The following is a 22,691-nucleotide window of genomic DNA, read 5'->3' as shown; positions in this document are numbered from 1 at the left end:
TCTCACCCCCTTATGCCGGCGAACCCGGCGGATGGAGACGGATGATGGTTGACGTTCGACGGGTCAAGCTCCCCGGGGTCGGGGTGCTGCACACCTTCGTCACCGACGACGGAGGCAAGGTCGGCGTCATCGCCCACCGGTCCGGCCACAGCGATCTGATCACGTTCTCCGACCACGAGGACGGCAGCGACGTCACCAAGGTCTCGCTCCGTCTCAGCGAGGACGAGGCGCACACGCTCGCCGAACTGCTCGGCGGCACGCAGATCACCGAGACGCTGACCGCGCTCGACCAGATCCCGGGCCTCAGCATCGACTGGTTCACCGTCGACTACGACGACCACATCGCCGGCCAGCAGCTGGGTGCACCCGGCGACCGCGGCTTCGTGGGGCTCACCGTCGTGGCGGTCGTGCGCGGCGACTCCGCCAACCCGGCCCCCGCTCCCGACTTCAAGGTCTTCCCCGGCGACACGCTCGTCGTCGCCGGGACGCCGGAGAAGGTCGCGAAGGCCTTCGCGTTCTTCCGCACGGGCGAGATCGCCGCCCGTGCCACCGCCGACGCTCCGCCCGGAGGCTGATCGATGCACCTCGGCGAAGACCTCATCGTCCTCGGACTCCTCCTGCTCGTCGCGTACGTGCTGGGGCGGCTCGGCAAGCTGGTGGGCCTTCCCGCGATTCCGATCTACATGCTCGTCGGCCTGCTGGCGAGCCCGCACACCGGCTGGTTCCCGCTCAACTTCGAGAGCCACTACATCGAGCTGATCGCGGTCTTCGGGCTCATCCTGCTGCTGTTCAACCTGGGCCTGGAATTCGACCAGGACGAGTTCTTCGGCAACTTCGGCAAGCTGATCGTCTCCGGCGGCTCCTACATCCTCATCAACATGGGCGTGGGCCTGATCTTCGGCTTCATGGTCGGTTGGGGCACCCGGGAGGCGCTGATCATCGCCGGGATGACGGCGACCTCGTCGTCGGCGATCGTCACCAAACTCCTCATCGAGCTGCGCAGGCTGGCCAACACGGAGACGCCGATGATCCTGGGCGTCACCGTGGTCGAGGACATCTTCATCGCGATCTACCTCGCGATCGTGTCCGTCGTGCTGAGCGGCGAGACCGACTTCTGGCCGGTCGTCGGCAAGCTGGCGATCGCGTTCGCCTTCCTCGTCGTGATGTTCACGATCGCGCGCTGGGGCGGCCGCTTCGTGTCTCGGCTGTTCCGCACCAAGGACGACGAGCTGTTCACCATCCTGTTCTTCGGATTCGCAGTGCTCTTCGCGGGGATCGGCGAGATCCTGGGCGTCACGGATGCGATCGGCGCGTTCCTGATCGGCCTCGTGCTGGGGGCGACGAAGTACCGCAACAAGATCGAGCACATCGCCATCCCGCTGCGGGACGTCTTCGCCGCGTTCTTCTTCCTCAACTTCGGCCTGGCGCTCAACCCGGCGCAGTTCCCGTCGGTCATCGTCCCCGTGCTCGTCGCGGTGCTCCTGACGATCGTGCTCAACATCGCGGCGGGGCAGTTCGTCGCGTGGATCAACGGCTTCGGCGTGCAGGCCGGCATCAACACGACGGTCATCCTGCAGAACCGCGGCGAGTTCGCGTTGATCCTGGCGACGCTGTCGCTCGCCGCCGGGCTGGACGAACGCATCCAGCCGTTCGCGGGCCTCTACGTGCTGATCATGGCCGTGCTCGGGCCGATCCTTGCAGCGAACTCCGAGAAGATCGGTGCGATGATCCTCAGGTCCGGCCCCAAGCGGCGGCGCGAACGGAAGAAGAAGAAGCGCGATCCCATGCTCGACGAGCAGATCGCACTGGTAGAGGCGGCAACGGCCGACCTCGACCCCGACGCGCAGCGCGACACACGGAGCGCGGACGAGACGCAGCGCGCCGTCGACCGGATGGTCGAGGCGGCGATGCAGGAGCACGACATGAACACGGAGCGGGCCGGGGAGCCGGCCGGCGAACGGGAACGGGACTGACGATCGAGACCACGACGGGACGGCCGCCTCAGAGCGAGACGACCCTCTTCCAGATGATGCTGCGCCCGCGGTGGATCGGCGCGCTGATCTTCGCGCTGCTGCTCGCCGCCGGCTTCGCCTGGCTCGGCCAGTGGCAGCTGGAGCGCGCGGTCGAGTCCGGCAAGGCCGTCGAGGCGCCGACCGAGACCGTCCTCCCGCTCGCGCAGGTCGCGGGTCCGGGTGCGCCGTTGAAGGATGTGGCGGTCGGGCAGCTCGTCGAGTTCACTGGCACGTTCGTCCCCGGCGACGACCAGCTGCTCGAAGGCCGGCTCAACGACGGGAAGAGCGGCTGGTGGGTCGTCGGCCACGTCAACCTGGAGCGCGACGGGAAGCCGGTGGCGCTCGCCGTAGCGCGCGGCTGGGCGGCCGACGAGGCGACGGCGAAGGCCGCGATGGCCCGGCTCGCGGAGGAGCCGGCGTCCGAGCAGCGCATCGTGGGCCGCATCCTGCCGGACGAGCAGCCGGAGCTTCCGAACGACAAGAAGAACGACCCGACCGCGATGCGGAGCCTCGGCGTCGGCCAGCTCTACAACCTCTGGCACGGCGTCGACGGGATGGACGTCTACGCCGCGTACGTCGTCCAGCGCGGCGCCCCCGAGGGCCTGGTGCAGATCGACTCTCCGCCGCCGATCGCGCAGACCGAGCTCAACTGGCTGAACGTGTTCTACGCCGCCGAGTGGATCATCTTCGCGGGCTTCGCGGTGTTCCTCTGGTACCGCCTGGTGAAGGATGCGAAGGCGCGCGAGGACGAGGAGCGCGAGCAGGCCGAAGCCTCGGCCGAAGCGCAGGAATCCGCCACCGCGGGCACCGTAGAATAGACCCATGCCCCTCGCTCCCAAGCTCGAAGACTTCCCGAAGATCCGCGGGGCGCTCCGGTTCTACCAGGTGTTCGCGTACATCACGGGCATCATGCTGCTCCTGCTGTGCGCCGAGATGATCGTCAAGTACGGGATGGGCTACCAGCTCTTCGCGTTCAGCAACTACGGCGCGCTCACCTTCGTCCCGGTGCAGACCGCGGTGGCGCCGACGGGCGTCGACCTGAGCACCGGCATCCTCATCGCGCACGGCTGGCTCTACGTCGTGTACCTGATCTCGGACTTCCGCCTGTGGAGTCTGATGCGCTGGCCCTTCACGAAGTTCGTCATGATCGCCCTCGGCGGCGTCGTGCCGTTCCTCTCCTTCTTCGTGGAGGCGCGCATCACCAAGCAGGTGAAGTCCTACCTGGCCGGCCGCGAGGCCGAGGCCACGACCCTCGCGGAGGCGACACATTAGCGATTCAACGAACCCGGCCGACTCGGCGAACCCGACCGGTCCCGTCCTCGTCGTCGACTTCGGCGCGCAGTACGCCCAGCTGATCGCGCGCCGCGTGCGCGAGGCCAACGTGTACTCCGAGATCGTGCCGCACACCGTCACGGCCGCAGAGATCGCCGAGAAGCGGCCCGCGGGCATCGTCCTCTCCGGCGGTCCGTCGTCGGTGTACGAGGAGGGAGCCCCGCGTCTGGACGAGGCGATCCTCGACCTCGGCGTGCCCGTCCTGGGCATCTGCTACGGGTTCCAGGTGATGGCCACCGCGCTCGGCGGCGAGGTCGCGAAGACCGGCCAGCGCGAGTACGGCTCGACCGCGGTCCGCATCTCCGATTCGGGCGTCCTGCTCGACGGCCAGCCGGACGAGCAGACGGCGTGGATGAGCCACGGCGACTCCGTCTCCCGTGCCCCCGAGGGCTTCGAGGTGCTGGCCTCCACGGACGGCACCCCGGTCGCCGCGTTCGCGAACGACGAGCGCCGGCTCTACGGCGTGCAGTGGCACCCCGAGGTGAAGCACTCGACGTACGGCCAGGCCGTGCTGGAGAACTTCCTGCACCGCGCCGCGGGCATCCCGGCCGACTGGAACAGCGGCAACGTCATCGCCGACCAGGTGGCGGCGATCAAGGCGCAGGTCGGCTCCGGCCGCGTCATCTGCGGCCTGTCCGGCGGCGTCGACTCCGCTGTGGCCGCGGCGCTCGTGCACAAGGCCGTCGGCGATCAGCTCGTCTGCGTCTTCGTCGACCACGGCCTGCTCCGCAAGGACGAGGCCCGTCAGGTCGAGGAGGACTACGTCAAGGCCACCGGCATCCGGCTGGTGACCGTGAACGCGCAGGAGCAGTTCCTGAGCGCGCTCGCGGGCGTCAGCGACCCGGAGACCAAGCGCAAGATCATCGGCCGCGAGTTCATCCGCGTCTTCGAGCAGGCGCAGGCCGACCTCATCGCCGAGGCCGCGAGCGAGGGCGACCCGATCCGCTTCCTCGTCCAGGGCACGCTGTACCCGGACGTCGTGGAGTCGGGCGGCGGCGCCGGCACCGCGAACATCAAGAGCCACCACAACGTGGGCGGCCTGCCGGAAGACCTGCAGTTCGAGCTCGTCGAGCCGCTGCGGACGCTGTTCAAGGATGAGGTGCGCGCGATCGGCCGCGAGCTGGGTCTCCCGGAGGAGATCGTCGGCCGCCAGCCGTTCCCCGGTCCGGGTCTCGGCATCCGCATCGTCGGCGAGGTGACGCAGGATCGTCTCGACCTGCTGCGCGACGCGGACGCGATCGTCCGGGCCGAGCTGACCGCCGCCGGACTCGACCAGGAGATCTGGCAGTGCCCGGTCGTGCTGCTCGCGGACGTCCGCTCGGTGGGCGTGCAGGGCGACGGCCGCACCTACGGCCACCCCATCGTGCTGCGCCCGGTCTCGAGCGAGGACGCGATGACCGCGGACTGGACGCGACTGCCCTACGACCTCCTGGCGAAGATCTCGAACCGCATCACCAACGAGGTGGACGGCGTCAACCGCGTCGTGCTCGACGTCACGTCGAAGCCGCCGGGGACCATCGAGTGGGAGTGACGTGGGGTGCTCAGGTTCGGCCGGAGGGGCTGCGCTAGAGTGCCAAGCGTGACTGTTGGCAAGGGGAGCGCGCGTATGCCGTCCGGCATGCCCGCAAGAAGAAACGACCGGTCCGGTTGATCACGACGCTGTCGATCATCGGCGGCGTCGTTCTCGTGTTGGCGGTCGTCGGTGGCTGGATCGGCTTCCGTGCTCTCAGTGCCAAGAGCTCCCTCGAACAGGCCCAGGCGCTCGTCGGCCAGATCAAGACGCAGGCCATGGCGATGAACCTGGACGGCATCCAGGACTCCGCCAAGAAGCTGTCGAAGGCCACGGCGGACGCGGCCGCGGACACCAACGACCCGCTCTGGCGGGCGGCCGAGTACGTCCCCGTCCTGGGCAAGAACCTCACCGCTGTCCGCGAGATGGCGGAGGCCGTCGACCGTGTGGCCACGAAGACGATCACCCCGGTCGCGCGCGCGGCGGACGGCATCAGCATCGCGTCGCTGAAGCCGGCGGGCGGCCGCATCGACCCGACCCCGATCCGGAAGCTCGCTGCCGCTCTCAAGCCGGCGTCGGAGGAACTGCATCGCACCACCGTTTCGGCTCGCGAGATCGACCTCGGCGGCACGATCGGCGCGGTGAAGACGGCGGGCACCAAGCTGACGTCGATGCTCACGTCGGCAGACGGCGCGCTGGCGACAGCCAGCTCCACACTCGACGTGCTGCCCGGGATGCTCGGCGCCGACGGTCCGCGCCATTACGTCCTCGTCTTCCAGAACCTCGCTGAGAGCACGGCGCTCGGCGGCTCCTCGGCCTCGCTCACCGAGGTGGTCATCGACAACGGCTCCATCGGTGTCGGCAGGCAGGCATCGAGTTCCACCATCCCCTGGCAGGACGGGAGCCCGATCATCCCGCCGGTCGCCAGTGCGGAGGCGTTGTACAACCCCCTGATGTACACGAGGCTCAACCTGGCCACCAGCCGTCCGGACTTCCCGACGGCCGCGCAGATCATCCAGGGGTGGTGGAGCAAGGACGTCGGCGGTCCAGTCGACGGCGTCATCTCCATCGATCCGGTCGCTCTCGCTCACATCCTGGGTGCGACAGGTCCTGTCGATCTCGCCACCGGCGATCAACTCACCAACAAGAACGTCGTCGAACTCCTCCTGAATCAGGTCTACTTCCGTTATCAGGGAAAGAACGACGCCCAGACCAACGCGATGACGGATCCCTTCTTCGCCGAGGCCGCCCTCAAGATCTTCAACGCGCTCACCACGACCAAGGCTCAGCCGACGAGCCTCCTGCGTGCGGTGGCTCAGGGGGTGGACGAGAACCGCATCATGTTCTGGAGCAGCCACCCGGACGAGCAGAAGTTCCTGGCCACGACGCCGCTTTCCGGCGTGCTCCCCACGGACAACAAGGCGTCGACGACCACGGGCGTCTTCTTCCGTGACATCTCCGCATCGAAGATGGACTACTACCTCCAGACGGCGGCCCACCTCACCACCGACACCTGCCAGGCCCGAGCGCCGAAGTACACGGTCGGGGTAACGCTCACCTCGTTGATCTCGGCCGAAGCGGCCGCTCGACTTCCCAAGTACGTGGCCAGCGCGCGTTTGGACAAGGGGGACTTCCAGACCGAGGTGTTCGTCTACGGGCCGCCCGGGACCAAGGCGATCGCGTCGTCCATCGTGAAGCCCGCGGCATACACCGTCCAGGGGATCACCACCGACGATCTGGGCCGGCCCGTCGTCGCGTTCTCGACCATCATGGCGCCCGGCCAGCAGACCGAGCTCTCGGTCTCGTTCCAGGGTGCGCAGGGCGAGTACGCGGCACCCGCGCTTCGCACGACTCCCATGCTGCACCCGACAGAGGTCACGGTGGACGCTCCGCGTTGCACGAGCCGGTAGGGATCCGGGCGGTTGATACTATGACAGATGTTTCGCTCGCGCCGTCACGGCGTCCAGAGGGGAACCTGCCGTCGGTGAGCCAGCTCGGATGATCGGCACCGACCCCAGCCACGAATGCGGAGTGTGAATGCGAGCCAGACCCGAAACGGGAGCGCGACGCGTTGATGCTCCGAACGAGGACGCCGGCGTGAAGCGCACCGGTGACTCCGTGGAGCTGATGGTCAACGGCCGTTGGATGTCCAAGCCGATAACCGGAACGGAACGATATGCGGCCGAGGTCACTCGGGAACTGCTGAAGCGCGACGACGTTCGGGCGACGCTCCTCGTGCCGAAGGATGCGGTGATTCCGCCGTGGGCCGCAGGAACTCCTGTGGTCCGATCCCGCCTCTCCGGGGTGCTGTTCGAACAGCTCGCCCTGCCGGTGCTCTCCTTCGGGAGGCATCTGATCAACCTGAGCGGGCCGGCGCCGCTGCTGAAGCTGAACCAGTCGGTCGTGCTGTTCGACGCGAGCACCTTCCGCTATCGCGACACCTTCAGCCGAGCCTTCGCCCTCTGGTACACCATCCTCTACTGGACGCTGACACGCACGGCGAGGCGGGTGTTCACCATCTCGCAGTTCAGCGCTCAAGAGATCGCTGAGGTGGTTCACGTTCCCGAGTCGCGCCTGACCGTTGCCCTGTGCGGTGCGGACCACGCCTCTGCGCCGCCTTCGAGGAAGCCGGATCTGGAGGTTCCCGAGCGTTTCGCCCTCTTCGTCGGCACGCTCGCCGAGCGCAAGAATCTGGCGCCGGTGCTGCGCTCCTTCGCCCGGCGCGGCATCCCGGCGGTCGTGGTCGGTGCCGCAGGAAGTTCCCGCGTCTTCTCCCGGACCAGCGGTCTGGGTGAAAGCAACTCCATGGTCACCTTCGCCCGTCGCCTCGACGACGAAGAGATCTACTGGCTGATGGAGCACGCCACGGCTCTCGTTTTTCCCTCGCTGTATGAGGGGTTCGGACTGCCGGTCGTCGAAGCGCAGACGCGGGGGTGCCCGGTGATCTGCGCCGACACCTCGTCGCTCCCCGAGGTGACCGGAGAATCGGCCCTGCGATTCGACCCGACGCGGCCTGAGGAAGCGGTCGCGCTCTTCGAGCGCCTGGAGACCGAGGACGGGTTGCGTTCGCGGCTCGTCGACCTCGGCCGGCGCAACGTGGAGCGGTTCACCTGGGCGGCGGCCGCGGCGACGATGGTGGATGCGATCAGGGTGAAAGCGCGACGACCGTGAGGATCGCGCTCGTCAACACGTCCTATCCGCCGTACACCGTCGGCGGAGCCGAGCGCTCGGTCTCCGAGCTCGCGCACGCCCTCGCCCATGAGGGCCACACGGTGATGGTCGCAGCGCTCGGACCGGAGGACGGGACGGCCTCGAGGGAGCTGGACGACGACGTCACGGTGGTTCGCATCGCCTCGCGAGCGTTCCGGCCCTTCGCTTCCGGCGGCAAGAACGAGTCGCGGCTCGGCAAGCTCTTCTGGCACGCGGGTGAGCTGGCCCGCGTGGCCGAGTACCGGTCGCTGCGGCGCGTGCTCGGCGACTTCGCTCCGGACGTGGTCCACACCAACAACCTCGCGGGTTTCGGCTGGCTCGGATGGAGAGCGGCGCGCAACTGGCCGATCGTGCACACGATGCGTGACTACTACCTGTCGTGCATGGCCAGCAACCACTGGAGGAACGGTCGACCCTGTCCGCCGACTGCGCTCGCCTGCCGCGTCAGCAAGGCGCCGCTGCGTCACGCGACCGTCCGTCCGGACCTGTTCGTCGGCGTGAGTGACGACATCGTCGAGCGTCATCGCGAATACGGCACCATCAGGCCGAGTGAGCGAGCGGAGACCATCCACAACCAGCCTGTCCTCTCCGAGCCGAACGTCGCGCGCGTTGCCTCGGGGGAGAAGTTCGTGTTCGGCATCCTCGGGCGGATCGGCTCGGACAAGGGAACCTGGCTCGCCATCGAGGCCTTCCTTCTCCTGGCGCAGCGTTCTCAGCGGCCCGTGGAGCTTCGGCTCGCCGGTTCAGGGACCCCGTCCGACGTGCGCTGGATCGTCGACCTCGCGAGCAGGCGTGATGACATCGTGTACGTCGGCCCGGCGGATCCGTCGGAGTTCTACGCGACGGTCGACTGTGCTCTCGTCCCGACCCAGTGGCCCGAGCCGTTCGGGCGCACGGCCGCGGAAGCGCTGGCGGTCGGGACGCCGCTCATCGCCTCCAGGACCGGTGGGCTGCCCGAGGTGACCGAGCGCTACGGCGGCTCCTTCCAGCTGGTGGGGGAGTTCCACAGCGCGGAGGCCTGGGCGGATGCGATGGCCTCGGCGGTCTCTCCCCTCCCCGAACGGGAAGCAGCGGGGTTCGTCGACGTCCCTCGCGCGCACCTCGTCCCCGACGAGCCGATCCACCGCCGCTACCTCGCCAGCTACCGCAGTGCGATGGTCCGGGCAGGACATGCGCGGTCGGAGCGGCGCTCGTGATGCACGATGTGGTCGGCATCGTCCTCGCGGCCGTGATCCTCGTCCCCGCTCTCGTGCTGATCGTGCGGCGTGACGTGAGCCGGTCGCTGGAATTCGCCGTCGTGGCGAGCCTGGCGTGCGCCGTGCTCATTCCGTCCTTCGCGACGTCGGCTGTGGTGGCGGTCATCGCCGTGCTCGGGCCGGCCGCGCTCCTGGCGATCGCGATCATCCGTGATCGCGCTCACCTGCGGACTCTCCAGTACCCGTGGGTTCTCGCCGCGTTCCTCGCGTGGTCCGGTATTGCGGGCTCGTTCGGTTCGCCGGTCAAGCTCGTGCTGCTCAACGTGGCGACCGTCGTGCTGCTCATGCTGTTCGCCGTGGCGGTGGTGGGAGCCGGGAGCAGGAGCCGGAACGTCTTCCTGCCGTTGTTCCCGATCGTCATCGTGGTCGAGCTCGCCATCGGTATCTGGGAGGAAGTCCTCCGCGCGCCCGCGCCGTGGCCCCGCGCGAACGGCACGGACGTCATCAGCCACCGGGTCAACGAGGTGCTTCCGCTCCTTCCCGGCCGGGCAATGGGAACGACGGCTCAGCCCATCCCCTATGGCGTCCTCGTGGGCTTCGCCGTCGTCGTGTGCCTCTGGTTCGCCGTGCGGACGAAGTCGGCCGCGCTCTACACCGCTGCCGGGCTGGGGCTCGTGACCATGGTGTTCGCGGGTACCCGGAGTGCCTTTGTGACGCTGGCCGGCGTGCTCGTCCTCTGGGCGTTGATGCGGATCCGGTGGCGGAAGTCGGCGCTGATCTGGGTCGTGGCCGCGGTCGTCGGTGTCGCTGCGGTGATGGCGATCCTCGTCGTCTTCATGAATTCCGCCGTCCTGGCCACCGCGTCCTTCCAGCACCGGGCGGGCATCCTGTCGACAGCCGGGAACCTCTTGGGACGCGAGCCTCTTCAGGTCGTCTTCGGGACCGGCTATGCGTCGATCCCCGATCTGCTCGCTCACGGGATCGTGAGCGGGGTCAAGGGCATCACCGTGTTCGACGAGGAATTCGTGCGCACAGCGGCTGCGATGGGTCTGGTCGGACTGGGCCTGTTGGTGGCCGTCATCGTGCGGGGGATCGTCAAGGGGACGGAGCTCACGCGTCTGCTGATCCTCTTCGTAGCGGGAACGTTCCTGTTCTTCGACGGGTTCAGCTGGCGGCTCATCGCCATGCTGTTCGTGCTCGCGATCGCATACGGGTACGGCAAGCCCGGCCCGAGTGCATGGGATGTGCCCCGGTATCTCCATCGTCCGCTTCGGCGACCGGTGACGGAGGCCCGAAGATGACGCGCACGACTCACACACCTGATGACGTCGGGCGTCACATGGCGATGTCGGCGATCGCGAACATCGCGATCCCGTTGGCATCGTTCGCTACCGCGCCGATCCTTGCGCGAGTCCTCGGCACCGAAGGCCGAGGAGAGCTCGCCGCGATCACGGCGCCGTTCCTGTTGGTGACCACCATCGCGATGCTGGGGCTTCCCGAGGCGGTCACCTACGTGGTCTCACGGGGGAGGCTTCCCACGCGTCCGGTGTGGCGAGGGCGTCGGCGCTTCTGCTCGCATCCGGTGTCGTCTCGACCGGGGTGCTCATCCTGCTCGCGCCGTGGCTATCCGGCGGCGACCCGCACATCCAGCAGCTCATGGTTCTGGCGGCTCTCGCCGTCATACCCACCCTGCTCGTCGGCGCGCTGCGCGGAGGTGCCAGCGGTCTGCAGGAGTGGAACCGGGTCAATTTCGAGAAGTATGCGACGGCGCTGTCGCGTGCGTGCGCCATCTTCGGCTTCGCGATCTTCGGCGTGCTGTCGGTGGAGTCGGCCACTCTCGCCACGATCGTCGCGCCGATTCTCGGTGTGGTCGCCTACTTCGGGCTCCGCGCGAAGGAACGGACGCCCGAGAAGCGGGCGCGGTTCAGCAGCCTCCTCGGGTTCGGCGGCCGCGTGTGGCTCGGATCCGTCTCCGGCATCCTGCTCAACAAGCTGGATCAGGCGATCATGGTGCCGCTCGCGGGACCGGTGCAGCTGGGCATCTATGCTGCCGCTTCCGCGGTCGCGGACGCCGCACTGCTCGCCAACAACGCCGTGCGTGATGTCGCCTTCTCCACCGAGGCCAAGGAAGCGGCCGTCGAGCGGTTGACGGCAGCAGCCCGCCGCTCCTTCGCGGTCTCCCTCGCCGTCGCTGTGATCATCTGCTCGACGGCGTGGCTCTGGTTCCCGTTCCTGTTCGGACAGGACTTCGCCCCGGGCGTGCCCGTGGTCGTCGTCCTCACGCTGGCGTCGGCCCTCGGCGTTCCCGGCTCGATCGCCGGCGCCGGTCTCAGCGCGCGAGGGCGGCCGGGGATCCGGAGCGCCGCTCTCATCGTCGCCGCGGTGGCGAACGTGGTCATGCTTCTGTTCCTCGTCCCCGTGACGGGAGCGATGGGAGCCGCGTGGGCGACGTTGGTCGGCAACGTGCTCGCGGCGAATATCAACATCATCGCGTGCCGCAGGCTGTACGGCATACCGATGAGGCGCTTCTACCTCATCAACCTCGCCGACATCAGAGCCCTCTTCGCGCTCGCGCGCCGGCTCATCCGACGGCGGGCACGATGAGAGGATCGACGATTGTGAGGAGTTCGAGGTGAGCCAGGCGCGCGTCGTCATGTGGAAGAGTGTCTGGCTGCCATCGACCGAGACCTTCGTCGCCGGGCAGCTCGCGTCGCTGAGGCGCTGGGACGCCACGGCCGTCGGTATCGAGCGGAGAAAGTCCTCTCTCCTCACCGGTGACGAGGTCATGCTCTACGGCGCCGGACGCGTGGAGGCCCTGCGGCGGCGCTTGTTCGTCCTCACCGGTCGCAGCCGTCGACTGGAGCGGGTGATCCGCGAGTCCGGAGCGTCCCTCATCCACGCCCATTTCGCGCACGAGGGATTCTTCGTCGCCCGTGCTGCCCGCCGGCTCCGGCTGCCGCTGGTCGTGTCGACCTACGGCAGCGACGTGACGTCGTTGCCTGCGAGAGGCGGCCCTCGGGGGGCGCGCTTCCGCCGTAAACTCCGCCGGACGTTCTCGACGGCCTCCCTCGTCCTCGCGGTCTCCGAGTCCATCGCAGCGAAGGCCATCGAGTACGGCGCAGACCCGGGCGAGGTCGTCGTCCTCCGCACGGGTATTCCCATCCCGGATCGTCAGGAGCTGGAAGGGGAGCGCTCCGGCATCCTCTTCGTCGGGCGGTTGGTGCCCAAGAAGGGGCTCGAGGATCTGATCGACGCAGTCGCTGCTCTGCCGGATGCTCTCCGCGGTGTGCCGGTCACGGTGATCGGCGACGGACCGCTGCGACCGCAGCTGGAGGCAGCGGCCGCCGCGGCCGGCATCGACATGACTTTTCGCGGCGCTGCGACGCAGACGGAAGTGCTGTCTGCCATGGCGTCCCACCGCCTCCTCTGTGTGCCCTCCAAGACACCCGCTGACGGTGACACCGAGGGGCTTCCGACCGTCATCGTGCAGGCTGGTGCGTCGCTGCTCCCCGTGGTCGCCTACGCGCATGGGGGAATTCCCGAGATCGTCGTCGACGGGGTCACGGGCGTGCTGGTTCCCGAGGGGGATCGCCCTGGTCTCACGGCGGGGATCGCGCGATTGCTCGACAACCCGGCGGTGGCGTCCGACCTGGCGGAGGGCGCGCGCCGATTGGTCGAGCGGGAGTACAGCGTGACGAGCCAGGGCCAGAAGCTCGAGGACCTATACGATATGGCTCTGGTCCGGTTCGTGCAGGGGAGATAGAGGCGACGTGGCGCGTTGTGTCATCATCGGGGCTAACGGCTTCATCGGGTCGCATCTCGTCGACGCGCTCGTGGCGTCGGGTCATGAGGTCACGGCGTTCGACCGTTTCAGTGCCGGTGCAGCGACGTTCCAGTCGGACGACGTCCGGGTGCTCGTCGGAGACTTCGCGAACCGCGCGGATCTGGCGTACGCGGTACGGGGCCAGGAGGTGGTCTTCCATCTGCTTTCCGCGACGACGCCGATCACCTCTGAGGGCGATCCCTCCCTGGACCTCCGGTCCAATGTCGGGCAGACCGTCGATCTTCTGGAGCTCTGCGTCGAGGCGGGCGTGTCTCGATTCTTCTTCGCGTCGACGGGAGGAGCCATGTACAGCGCCCCCTCGGATCGGCCCATCCTCGAGACCGACCTGCCCACGCCGGTTTCCCCCTACGCGATCGGGAAGCTGGCCATCGAGAACTACCTGCGCTACTTCCACGTGACGCATGGACTGCAGTCGGTGGCCTTCCGGATCTCCAACCCGTACGGTACGCGCCAGCACCCGCTGAGAAGGCAGGGTCTGATCCCCATCGCCGCGCGGCAGATCGCCGGCTCTGAACCGGTGGTCCGCTACGGCGACGGTCGGATGGTGCGCGACTACATCTATGTCGACGACCTCGTCGCCATGATGCTCAAGGTCCTCAACGGGTCGCCCAAGTGGGGCCTTTATCACCTGGGGAGCGGCACGGGCCTGACGGTGAACGAAGTTCTCCACTGCCTTTCCACCGTCGCGGGCGCGCGATTCGAGATCGAAGAGCGGCCCGTGCCGCCGACCTTCGTGGACCACGTGGTGCTCGATACCGGGCGCTTCACCTCGGAGTTCGGACAGGTCCCCATGACCCCGCTCGAAGTGGGAGTGCAGGCTGTCCTCGACGAGGCGTTCGCCGCCTCCCGGACCCTACTGGACCCGACTGCTCGTGCGCTCTGACCAGCCTGCCGAGTTGAGCCCGGCGTCTGCTATCGGCCGAATCCCCTCCCTGGACGGCTTGCGCGGAACGGCGGCCGTCGTCGTCCTCCTGCATCACGCCGCTCTGGCTGTTCCGGGCTTGGCCGCGACGTACTATCCCGGCAGGCCGCCGAGCGTCGCGGCGTCCTGGCTCGCGTACTCTCCTCTGCACCTGGCGTGGGCGGGAACCGAGGCGGTCTACCTGTTCTTCGTGCTGTCCGGGTTCGTACTCACCCGGTTGGTCTCGTCCCGCGGCTTCTCCTGGGAGGCCTATTACCCGAGCCGAATGGTGAGGTTGTACCTGCCGGTGATCGGGGCGGTCGTCTTCGCCGCGGTGACGTTTCTGCTGGTGCACAGGACCGGCGATGCAGCCAGTCCGTGGGTGGCGGCACGGGCCGTGAACTACTCGGTGGGGCGGGCTCTCACCGACATGGCGCTCGTGGGCGGGACATCCGGGGCGATCACTCCGTTGTGGTCCTTGACGTGGGAGGTGATCTTCAGTCTCCTCCTGCCGGTCTACGTCTTCGTCGCTCGGGCGGTGCCGGCGTGGGTGCAACTGGTCGTCGCCTTCGCGTGCATCGAGATCGGGGCCGTCCTCGCCATAGCACCGCTCACCTTCCTCCCGATCTTCGCGGTCGGGGTTCTCCTGGCCTCGCGGTGGGACTCCGTGCGGGCGATCGGGGAGTCGGTCGAACGTCTTCGCTGGTCGTGGCTCGTGTGGCTGATCACGTTCCTGGTGAGCGCCGGGCTGGCGCTCTCGTATTGGTGGACGGCTCCGTTCTCCACCGCCTATTACACCTGGCTGCGTGGCCCGATCGTGCTCGGCGCGGCCGGCCTTCTGGTTCTGTCGCTGCTCTCTCCGTGGGCCCGCAGGGTGCTGTCCTCGAAGCCCTTCCGGTGGCTCGGCAGCATTTCGTTCAGTCTCTACCTGACGCACGAGCCCATCGTCATCGCGTTCGCGTATCTGTTCCCCGGCCGCGAGGTGCTGGGCAGCCTGATCGCGATCGTCGTCAGCATCCTCGTGGGCTGGCTGTTCTTCCTCGTCGTCGAGCGTCCCAGCCATCGGTTCTCGCGCTGGGTCGGCAAGCGCGCTCGGCTGCTCCTGTCGCCGTCAGCCGAGGTGGCGCGGGAACCGAGCCCGTAGCCTGTCAGGCATCACCGCGTGCGATCAGCTCGAGATCGTGGTGCACCATGCGTTCGACCATCTGCTCGAACGTGACCGTCGGCGACCATCCGAGGACGCGTCGAGCGTGGCCGGCATCGCCGCGCAGGACAGGAGCATCGACGGGCCTCAGCTGGCTGGGATCCGTCGTGACATGGCGTTCCCAATCGGCGATGCCGACGGTCGCGAACGCGGTGCGTACGAAGTCGCGGACGCTCCTCGACACCCCGGTCGCGATGACGTAGTCGTCAGGGCGGTCCGCCTCCGCCATACGCAGAAGAGCGTCGACATAGTCCGGTGCCCATCCCCAGTCGCGCTCGGCCTCGAGGTTGCCGAGGGAAAGCGTGAAGTCTTCTCCCGAGGCGATACGAGCCACACCGTTCGTGATCTTCCGGGTGACGAACTTGAGCGGGCGGCGGGGTGACTCGTGGTTGAAGAGGATGGCAGAGCTCGCGTGGAGACCGCGCGAGCGGGACACTCCGACGGACGAGTGCGCGAACGCCTTCGACGCCCCGTAAGGCGAGGTGGGGCGGATGGCGGTCGTCTCAGCCTGCGGGACACGTTCGGCCGCGCCGAAGATCTCGGCACTCGACGCCTGTACGAAACGGACGCGCCGTGCCGTGCTCTCCTGCTGACGCAGCGCCGCGTGCAAGAGCGCGACGACAGCGACGCCGTTGATGCGGGCCGCCGCGACGGGGTCGGCCCACGAGTCCGCCACCGAGCTCATCCCCGCCAGGTTGAAGATGCAGTCGGGGTCCGCCGCGGCAACGACTCGGTCGACGGTCTCGACATCGTCCACGGACCCGACATGATGGCGCGCAATGGTCGCGACGTCGGAGCCCGCGGTCCGGTCCAGAGCGTGGACCTCCCACCCGCGGGAATGCAGCAGCTCGGCCAGGTAGGACCCGTCCTGTCCGTTCGACCCGGTGATCAGCGCGCGCATGGCGTGATCAGCGGACGAGAGCCGACTGCTCGGCCAGATCGTTCTCCACCATCATGCCCACAAGGCTCTCGAAATCGACCCGCGGCTTCCAGCCAAGGCGTTCGCGCGCCTTGGAGGCGTCTCCGACCAGCAGGTCCACCTCGGCCGGCCGCATGAACCGCTCGTCCTGGCGCACGTAGCGCTCCCAGTCGTCGATCTCCGCAGCGGCGAACGCAGCAGCGAGGAGGTCGCGGATGGAGTGGGTCTTGCCGGTCGCGATCACATAGTCGTCCGCTTCCGGCTGCTGGAGCATGAGCCACATCGCCTCGACGTAGTCGCCGGCGAACCCCCAGTCTCGCTTGGCGTCGAGGTTGCCGAGGACGATCTCATCCTTCAGCCCCAGCTTGATCCGGGCTACCGCCTGCGAGACCTTGCGCGTCACGAACTCCGGCCCGCGTCGAGGGGACTCGTGATTGAAGAGGATCCCGCTGGAGGCGTGCATTCCGTAAGACTCGCGGTAGTTGATGGTCATGTAGTGACCGAAGACCTTGGCGACGCCGTATGGCGAGCGGGGCCAGAGCAGAGTCGCTTCCGTCTGCGGCACCTGCTGCACCTTGCCGAACATCTCGGAGGAGGAGGCCTGATAGAACCGGACCTCCGAGGTCGTCGTGGCCGCGTAGAGGCGCGTCGCCTCCAGCACGTTGAGGACGCCCTTGCCCGTGACGTCGGAGGTGAGGGACGCGTTCTCCCACGAGTACGCGACGAAGGAGATCGCCCCGAGGTTGTAGACCTCATCCGGCTGGGCCGCAGCCAGCACCCGCACCAGGCTGGAGACATCGGTCAGATCGCCGGTCAGCAGGGTCACTCCGGGGACGGTCTGGCGGACCAGATCGTACTTCGGGTTGTTCTGGCCTCGGATCAAGCCGAAGACCTCGTAGCCCTTGCTGACCAGGAGCTCGGCGAGATAGAGGCCGTCCTGACCGGTGATGCCGGTGATGAGTGCGCGTGTCATGTGTACCTAACGGTGGATGTCTGAGTGGTTTTCGCTTCAGGAAGCGGAGGATTTCGCCATGGAGCTCTTCGTGCCGGACACCGAACGGTCCAGCCAGTCCCGGAACTCCGTGTCGAATCGCTCGCGCGAGAACTTCATGCTGGCCGCGATGCTCGAGGCGCTGCTGACCTTACGGGCAAGAGCGATGGCCTGGGCGACACTGCGGGCCGTCGGCTCGGTGAAGTGCGCACCGGAGACTCCTTCGGTGATCGTCTCCGCGGATCCTCCGATCGCGGAGCCGACCGCCGGCGTGCCGAGCGCCATCGCTTCGATGGGCATGATTCCGAAGTCCTCCACCGGCGGGAAGACGAAGACCGATGCGCGCTGGTAGAGAGCGTGAAGGAGTGCGCTCGAGGGCTCGTCGATCATGCGGACAGGGACGCGAGCGTCGGCCGCCAGGGCCGAAAGCCTCGCGCGCTCCGGACCACCTCCAGCGATCACGGCAGGGAGCCAGGCCTCCTCGGCGGCCGCGATGACCAGGTCCAGCCGCTTGTACGGGATGAACCGCGAGGCGCCGAGGACGAATTCCTCCGGCAGGGACTCCAACAGCTCGCGTTCTCTCGGATCGAGGGCGGTGCTCCAGTCGGCGACCGCTCTGAGCCGGGTGACCTCCACAGGCGGGTAGATCACGGTCGAATCGACCTGCCACGCGCGACGGACACGCTGGCGGACGAACTCGCTGATGCTGGCGACGGCATGCGCTTCTTTCGCCCGATGGCGGTCGATCGGACGCAGCACGGCGGAGGCGATGCGGGCGACGATGTGCGAACCGCGCTGGTCCATGTCCGGAGTCCAGATGTAGCGCGCGGGCGTGTAGACGTAGACGAGCTTGGGAACGTGCTTGTTGACCCCATGCGGCTTGATGTGGTGTGCGAAGAGGTGCGAACTCGCCAGCACCCAGTCGAGTGGCCGCTCGCGCGGAACGGCCGACCGCCATGCCGCCGCGAGCGCCGGCACGGAGGCTGCTTTGCGGCCACGCAACGGACTGTTCGCGAGCCACAGCTCTCGAACGTGTCGCTCGGCGAAGCGGTGCGGAGCGTTGTTCCAGGGGGTCACCAGCTCGGCGTCCGGGTACAGCTCGGCGATCGCTTCGAGTACGTTCTCCGACCCCCCGCGACGTTCGATCCACTCGTGCGCGATCAACCCAGCCATGCGTGCCTTTCCATGGTGCGAAACTACCTCAGTGGGCGCCGTCGGCTTGCGTCACAGCCCGGACGGTCCGCCAGAGAATGATGAAGTCCCCCGTTATCGACCAGTTCTCCACATAGTAGAGGTCGAGGCGGATGGCGTCCTCCCAGGAGAGGCGGGAGCGGCCGCTGACCTGCCAGAGGCCGCTCATCCCCGGCTTCATGAAGAGGCGCCGGTGGGCGGCGTCGTCGTAGAGGGCGACCTCGGCGGCGCGCTGCGGCCGGGGGCCCACCAGGCTCATGCTGCCGAAGAGGACGTTGAAGAGCTGTGGGAACTCATCCAGCGAGTATTTCCGGATGAAACGGCCGACCGGCGTGATCCGGGGGTCGTTGAGCACCTTGAAGAGCGGCGTGTCCGACGTTCCCTGCGCGTCCAGCAGGCTCGCCAGCTGGTCGTCCGCCCCTTGGGTCATCGAGCGGAACTTGATCATCCTGAACGTCTTCCCGCGCAGGCCGATGCGCTCCTGCGTGTAGAAGACGGGGCCCGGGCTGGTCGCCTTGACGGCGATCGCGACGCCGATCATGACGGGCGAGAACAGCAGGATGAGGAGTGCCGAGCCGACGATGTCGAAAGCGCGCTTGGCCACCTGCCTGCTGCCCTCGAAGACCGGGAAGTCGATGTGCACGAGGGGGAGACCGGCGACGGGGCGCGAGTGGATGCGGGGACCGGCGATGTCGGTGAGGGCGGGAGCCACGACCAGTTCGACGCCCATGCCTTCGAGCTCCCAGCCCAGGCGCTGCATGTCGCGCGGGTCGAGGTCGTCTGCTCCGGTGACCACGAGGATTTCGCCCTGCACCTCGGTGAGGATCCGCTTCACCTCACCGAAGGTCCCGAGCACCGGGACGCCCTCGATGAGGGGACGGTCGGGATCGCCGCCGCGGGTGACCGCGCCGACGACGTACATGCCGCTCGCGCTGTCGCGCTGGATCGCCGCGGCGATCATCGCCGCTCGGCGCCGCTCGCCCAGGAGGAGCGCGCGGGAGACATAGCGGCCCTGCTTCTGCTGGCGACGCAGCCACTGCCGCCAGGCCCAACGGCCGGCCAGCAGCAGCAGGAGCCCGAGCGGAAGCGCAGTGAGGAAGTAACCGCGGCCGAGATCCAGCCGGAACAGGAACGCGATGATCGCCAGCGCACCGAAGTACAACAGGGTCGCATCGGCGAGCCGCTTGTACTCGAGAGTGCCGCTGCCGAGATTGCGGTGGTCGCGGGTGGCGAACACATCGAGCACGATCATCCAGCCGACCCAGATGCCCAGCGACAGCAGAAGGAACAGCCCGTCCCTGGTGAACCATTCGCTCGGCAGCAGGTCGTCGGCGTCGACTCCCGGCTGCGACCAGATGATGGCCGCGACGGTCACGGCGAAGAGCGTGATGAGGGCATCGGTGACGAACAGCCGGGCCGCGTACGACTTCTGCCAGGATGCTGGTGCTGGGCGTGCTCTCAACGTGTGTCCGGCGCGACCTTCGGGTCAGGTGCGCCAGCACCCCTTCTCGGTGCAGCTCTGTAAAGTCACAGGTCGGCCTGTGAACCTTAGAATTCTCGCATCCGGATACACGGGCCCGAACCAAACCGGCCTTCCGGTTTACTCCAAAACGGGGGCCACGCTAGCAGAAACCACAGGGAGAAGCATGCGCGCAGCGATCGGCACGGTCGGCCTTGCGATCTACGCAGCCTTCGTCCTGCTGGTCACTCTGACTCCGACTCCCGTCGATTCCGGACTGCAAGGGAGCATCGACAAGGTGCTCGGCAAGCTGCACGCGCACGGCCTTCCGGCGTGGTTCCAGTATCCGCAGCTCGAATTCACCGCGAACATCGCTTTTTTCGTTCCGATCGGCTTCTTCCTCGCGCTCCTCGTTCCGTGGCGCGCCTGGTGGCTCTGCATCCTGATCGGCCCGGTCTTCTCCGGCGCCCTCGAATTCGCGCAGGGCGCGTTCCTTCCTGACCGCTTCTCGTCCGTTGGCGACGTCATCGCGAACTCCACCGGCTCCCTCATCGGAAGCATCGCCGCCTTCGCCCTTCGGAGCGTCGTCGAAGCCCGGGACAGGCGCGTCATCGCGGCTGCGGTGGTGGCAGCGGCGAGGTAGGCGCCGAGCGCCGGCCCGCCAGGCCTGGCAGACTCGGAGCACCGACACGACGACACCCGACAGCCGGGGCACTCGTCACCAGCCCTCTTCTGCGCCGACTCTGGAGACCGATGACGGACCTTCCGCCCGCCGATTCCGCCCGCCCGACACAGCCGAGCGCTCCGCGCCGACGGCACCGAGGTCGCATCATCGTCGTCGGTTCGGCCGTCCTGGTGCTCGTGCTGGCCATCGTCGGCACGGTGATGTTCGTCAATCTGTCCACGTCGCGGGCCGCCGTGGCGCCGACCGCGTCGGCCACCGCCGCCGGCGCGACGGCCAAGCCGGCATCGCGTCCCTTCGTCCCCGCAGCGAGCGTGGCCTCCTCCTTCACCGGCTGGGGTGTCGATGCCCGCGGCGACACGGGCACGCGATTCGCCGCGGAGACAGGCGACGCCGAGAAGGGCAAGATCGCCCTCGTCGTGTCGAGCACCACGGCGTCATCGTCACCGCACGCGGCGCTCCGGCAGACCATCCCGGTGGCGCCTTCCACCAGCTACCAGCTCGGGATCTGGCTGCGCGCGTCCGGGGAGGGCGCGAGCGGCCTCACGGTTCAGACCGACGACACCCGCACGACCGACCATCCGCTTGATGGCTCGAACGGACGCTGGGTGCAGCGGACGTGGAGTGTGCGCACAGGCGCCGCGCAGACCGCGCTGAACCTGGCCATCGTTCCGAACCGGCCGGTCGAGTCCGTGGGAATCGACGAGGTGACCGTGACCGCGAAAGGCTCGCCTGCGGTCGTCGCCAACGGGGGATTCGAGCAGTTCGAGGCCGGCCGCTCCGGTCTGACGAACCAGTCCCTGATCTTCACGACCGGACAGGCCGCTCTCGGAGTGTCGCTTCCGACGGAAAGCGTCGAATGGTCGGTCGCCGACACCGACTCGAAGCCGGTCGCGTCGGGCACCGCGGCGCTCGCGTCCCACCTCGGGGTCATTCCGCTCACGTCGCTGAAACAGGGCTTCTACTCGGTCGCGATCCGGGAGAAGGGGGCGGCGACGCCGACCCTCTCGACGACGCTCATGGTCCTGGACCCCACGCCGGGCGGAAAGCCCTTGCTGGATCAGCGGCTCGGCGTCACCGTGCATCCCACCATTGAGCCGTACCAGGGGTACGAACCGCTCGTGTCAGCGCTCGGGTACGGCGAGGTGCGAATGGACGCCCTCTGGTCCACCATCGAGAAGACGAAGGGCGTCTACACGTTCTCTCCGGAATCCGACGCCACGTACGCGCGCCTCGCCGCGGACGGTGTCTCCGTCCTGCCCATCGTCGACTACCGGAACAAGTTGTACGAGGGAGGCAGGACACCGTCGACCGACGCGGGGATCGCGGCCTTCGCCGCCTTCGCCGCGGCCGTGCAGGCGCACTACCACCAGCCGGCGATCGAGATCTACAACGAGTTCAACAATCCGCCGATGAACAACAGCCGCTGCGGGCTGACCGCGGCCTGCTACATGCCGCTCCTCGAAAAGGCGGCCGCGGCAGTGCGGTCGGTGGACCCGTCCACGACGATCGTCGGACCCGCCATCGCCCACAAGGACGACGCATGGCTGACCGAGTTCTACCGCCTCGGCGGCCTGAAGACGGTGGACGCGGTGAGCTTCCATCCCTATGACTCGCTGGGCGCGCCGGAGTACCTGGACGGGTCCTTGAAGCAGGCGCAGTCCCGGATCGCCGAATACAGCGCCGGTGCGTCGCCCCGCCCGATCTGGCTCACCGAGCTGGGGTGGACGAACTTCGTCACCCCGCGACCGGACCAGGCCCACTTCCTGGTGCGCGCGGAGGTGCTGGGCCTGGCCCACGGCGTCACGAAGTTCTACTGGTACGACCTCGTGGACCATACGACGGCGAAGGACATCCAGGGGAACTTCGGTCTCTTTAGCGCCCCCACGGCGCAGAACCCGGCGTTCGCACCGAAGCAGGCGGCGATGGCGCAGGCGGTGCTGGCGCGCGAACTGGCGGCGAAGCGGTACATCGGGCGGGACGCGCTCGGTGACACGACCTACTCGTACCAGTTCGGCCGGGGGGCCGGCACGACGCGCATCCTGTGGGCCACGAAGCCCACGACGGTGCAGGTGAGCGCCAAGGTGCCGGTGACCGTGACGAACGCCTACGGCGTGCGCACCGTGCTGAAGCCCAGCAAGGGGGTGGTGAGCATTTCGCTCGACGGTCTGCCGGTCTACCTGAACGGCGACCTGCCCGCCCCGAAGCCTGCGCCCAAGGGCTGACGCAGCAGGGGTGCT

Annotated in this window: 20 protein-coding genes; 15 read left to right on the top strand and 5 right to left on the bottom strand. The window is 67.9% G+C overall.

The genetic code is table 11. The features are described from left to right. Positions 1 to 44: 44 nt before the first annotated feature. The 9 genes from ACRAWB_RS09490 (at position 45) to ACRAWB_RS09450 (ending at position 10,561) form a co-directional block, all read left to right on the top strand. Positions 45 to 575 (top strand): cation:proton antiporter regulatory subunit, encoded by a 531-nt coding sequence (locus ACRAWB_RS09490; protein WP_064109743.1) that lies wholly within the window; start codon positions 45 to 47, stop codon positions 573 to 575. Positions 576 to 578: 3 nt separating this feature from the next. Further along, positions 579 to 1,973: a cation:proton antiporter gene (locus ACRAWB_RS09485; RefSeq protein WP_431353111.1), complete on the top strand. Its 1,395-nt coding sequence runs from the start codon at positions 579 to 581 to the stop codon at positions 1,971 to 1,973. 53 nt (positions 1,974 to 2,026) lie between these two features. Further along, the gene (locus tag ACRAWB_RS09480) at positions 2,027 to 2,830 is read left to right on the top strand and encodes an SURF1 family protein (protein WP_431353110.1); all 804 of its coding nucleotides are present in this window, start codon (positions 2,027 to 2,029) and stop codon (positions 2,828 to 2,830) included. 4 nt (positions 2,831 to 2,834) lie between these two features. Next, complete coding sequence (locus ACRAWB_RS09475) at positions 2,835 to 3,284, top strand: DUF3817 domain-containing protein (protein ID WP_431353109.1); 450 nt, start codon at positions 2,835 to 2,837, stop codon at positions 3,282 to 3,284. Continuing rightward, positions 3,280 to 4,875: a glutamine-hydrolyzing GMP synthase gene (guaA, locus tag ACRAWB_RS09470; protein ID WP_431353172.1), complete on the top strand. Its 1,596-nt coding sequence runs from the start codon at positions 3,280 to 3,282 to the stop codon at positions 4,873 to 4,875. Before ACRAWB_RS09475 ends, guaA begins: the two co-directional genes overlap by 5 nt. 116 nt (positions 4,876 to 4,991) lie before the next feature. Next, positions 4,992 to 6,764, top strand: coding sequence for a DUF4012 domain-containing protein (locus tag ACRAWB_RS09465; RefSeq protein ID WP_431353108.1), 1,773 nt, complete (start codon positions 4,992 to 4,994; stop codon positions 6,762 to 6,764). A gap of 187 nt (positions 6,765 to 6,951) precedes the next feature. Further along, positions 6,952 to 8,025, top strand: coding sequence for a glycosyltransferase family 4 protein (locus ACRAWB_RS09460; protein WP_431353107.1), 1,074 nt, complete (start codon positions 6,952 to 6,954; stop codon positions 8,023 to 8,025). Further along, positions 8,022 to 9,260 (top strand): glycosyltransferase, encoded by a 1,239-nt coding sequence (locus ACRAWB_RS09455; RefSeq protein WP_431353106.1) that lies wholly within the window; start codon positions 8,022 to 8,024, stop codon positions 9,258 to 9,260. Before ACRAWB_RS09460 ends, ACRAWB_RS09455 begins: the two co-directional genes overlap by 4 nt. After that, positions 9,257 to 10,561, top strand: coding sequence for a hypothetical protein (locus ACRAWB_RS09450; RefSeq protein ID WP_431353105.1), 1,305 nt, complete (start codon positions 9,257 to 9,259; stop codon positions 10,559 to 10,561). The genes ACRAWB_RS09455 and ACRAWB_RS09450 overlap by 4 nt, the downstream gene beginning before the upstream one ends. A 34-nt stretch (positions 10,562 to 10,595) precedes the next feature. On the opposite strand, the gene ACRAWB_RS09445 is transcribed toward ACRAWB_RS09450, so the two are convergent. Next, positions 10,596 to 10,769, bottom strand: a complete 174-nt coding sequence (locus tag ACRAWB_RS09445) for a hypothetical protein (RefSeq protein ID WP_431353104.1) — start codon at positions 10,767 to 10,769, stop codon at positions 10,596 to 10,598. A 39-nt stretch (positions 10,770 to 10,808) separates the two neighbouring features. Here ACRAWB_RS09445 and ACRAWB_RS09440 point away from each other — a divergent pair, with 39 nt between their 5' ends. The 4 genes from ACRAWB_RS09440 to ACRAWB_RS09425 are packed head-to-tail and all read left to right on the top strand — an operon-like array spanning position 10,809 to position 15,149. Further along, the gene (locus ACRAWB_RS09440; RefSeq protein ID WP_431353103.1) at positions 10,809 to 11,864 is read left to right on the top strand and encodes a polysaccharide biosynthesis C-terminal domain-containing protein; all 1,056 of its coding nucleotides are present in this window, start codon (positions 10,809 to 10,811) and stop codon (positions 11,862 to 11,864) included. Between the two features lie 28 nt (positions 11,865 to 11,892). After that, entirely contained in the window at positions 11,893 to 13,023 is a 1,131-nt protein-coding gene (locus ACRAWB_RS09435) for a glycosyltransferase (protein WP_431353102.1), read from the top strand. A 7-nt stretch (positions 13,024 to 13,030) separates the two neighbouring features. Next, entirely contained in the window at positions 13,031 to 13,987 is a 957-nt protein-coding gene (locus tag ACRAWB_RS09430; RefSeq protein WP_431353101.1) for an NAD-dependent epimerase/dehydratase family protein, read from the top strand. Further along, positions 13,977 to 15,149: an acyltransferase family protein gene (locus ACRAWB_RS09425; protein WP_431353100.1), complete on the top strand. Its 1,173-nt coding sequence runs from the start codon at positions 13,977 to 13,979 to the stop codon at positions 15,147 to 15,149. The genes ACRAWB_RS09430 and ACRAWB_RS09425 overlap by 11 nt, the downstream gene beginning before the upstream one ends. Positions 15,150 to 15,153: 4 nt before the next feature. On the opposite strand, the gene ACRAWB_RS09420 is transcribed toward ACRAWB_RS09425, so the two are convergent. The 4 genes from ACRAWB_RS09420 to ACRAWB_RS09405 are packed head-to-tail and all read right to left on the bottom strand — an operon-like array spanning position 15,154 to position 19,772. Then, positions 15,154 to 16,110 (bottom strand): GDP-mannose 4,6-dehydratase, encoded by a 957-nt coding sequence (locus ACRAWB_RS09420; RefSeq protein WP_431353099.1) that lies wholly within the window; start codon positions 16,108 to 16,110, stop codon positions 15,154 to 15,156. A gap of 7 nt (positions 16,111 to 16,117) precedes the next feature. Beyond that, positions 16,118 to 17,101, bottom strand: coding sequence for a GDP-mannose 4,6-dehydratase (locus ACRAWB_RS09415; protein WP_431353098.1), 984 nt, complete (start codon positions 17,099 to 17,101; stop codon positions 16,118 to 16,120). Positions 17,102 to 17,137: 36 nt separating this feature from the next. Then, complete coding sequence (locus ACRAWB_RS09410) at positions 17,138 to 18,292, bottom strand: glycosyltransferase (protein WP_431353097.1); 1,155 nt, start codon at positions 18,290 to 18,292, stop codon at positions 17,138 to 17,140. Positions 18,293 to 18,320: 28 nt separating this feature from the next. Continuing rightward, entirely contained in the window at positions 18,321 to 19,772 is a 1,452-nt protein-coding gene (locus ACRAWB_RS09405; protein ID WP_431353096.1) for a sugar transferase, read from the bottom strand. A gap of 184 nt (positions 19,773 to 19,956) precedes the next feature. Here ACRAWB_RS09405 and ACRAWB_RS09400 point away from each other — a divergent pair, with 184 nt between their 5' ends. Both ACRAWB_RS09400 and ACRAWB_RS09395 read left to right on the top strand, forming a co-directional pair. Further along, a complete protein-coding gene (locus ACRAWB_RS09400; protein ID WP_431353095.1) occupies positions 19,957 to 20,412 on the top strand; it encodes a VanZ family protein in 456 nt (151 codons plus the stop codon). Between the two features lie 110 nt (positions 20,413 to 20,522). Then, complete coding sequence (locus ACRAWB_RS09395; protein ID WP_431353094.1) at positions 20,523 to 22,676, top strand: glycosyl hydrolase; 2,154 nt, start codon at positions 20,523 to 20,525, stop codon at positions 22,674 to 22,676. The last annotated feature ends 15 nt before the right edge of the window (positions 22,677 to 22,691 follow it).

This window comes from Leifsonia poae, from assembly GCF_050632865.1.
Lineage (GTDB): Bacteria > Actinomycetota > Actinomycetes > Actinomycetales > Microbacteriaceae > Leifsonia > Leifsonia poae_B.
This window is presented reverse-complemented; position numbering and strand designations above follow the sequence as displayed.

Coding starts and splice junctions, on each gene's coding strand:
- ACRAWB_RS09415 (WP_431353098.1), bottom strand. CDS start 17,101: ATGACACGCGCACTCATCACCGGCATCACCGGTCAGGACGGCCTCTAT.
- ACRAWB_RS09400 (WP_431353095.1), top strand. CDS start 19,957: ATGCGCGCAGCGATCGGCACGGTCGGCCTTGCGATCTACGCAGCCTTC.
- ACRAWB_RS09410 (WP_431353097.1), bottom strand. CDS start 18,292: ATGGCTGGGTTGATCGCGCACGAGTGGATCGAACGTCGCGGGGGGTCG.
- ACRAWB_RS09420 (WP_431353099.1), bottom strand. CDS start 16,110: ATGCGCGCGCTGATCACCGGGTCGAACGGACAGGACGGGTCCTACCTG.
- ACRAWB_RS09475 (WP_431353109.1), top strand. CDS start 2,835: ATGCCCCTCGCTCCCAAGCTCGAAGACTTCCCGAAGATCCGCGGGGCG.
- ACRAWB_RS09395 (WP_431353094.1), top strand. CDS start 20,523: ATGACGGACCTTCCGCCCGCCGATTCCGCCCGCCCGACACAGCCGAGC.
- ACRAWB_RS09490 (WP_064109743.1), top strand. CDS start 45: ATGGTTGACGTTCGACGGGTCAAGCTCCCCGGGGTCGGGGTGCTGCAC.
- ACRAWB_RS09485 (WP_431353111.1), top strand. CDS start 579: ATGCACCTCGGCGAAGACCTCATCGTCCTCGGACTCCTCCTGCTCGTC.
- ACRAWB_RS09480 (WP_431353110.1), top strand. CDS start 2,027: ATGATGCTGCGCCCGCGGTGGATCGGCGCGCTGATCTTCGCGCTGCTG.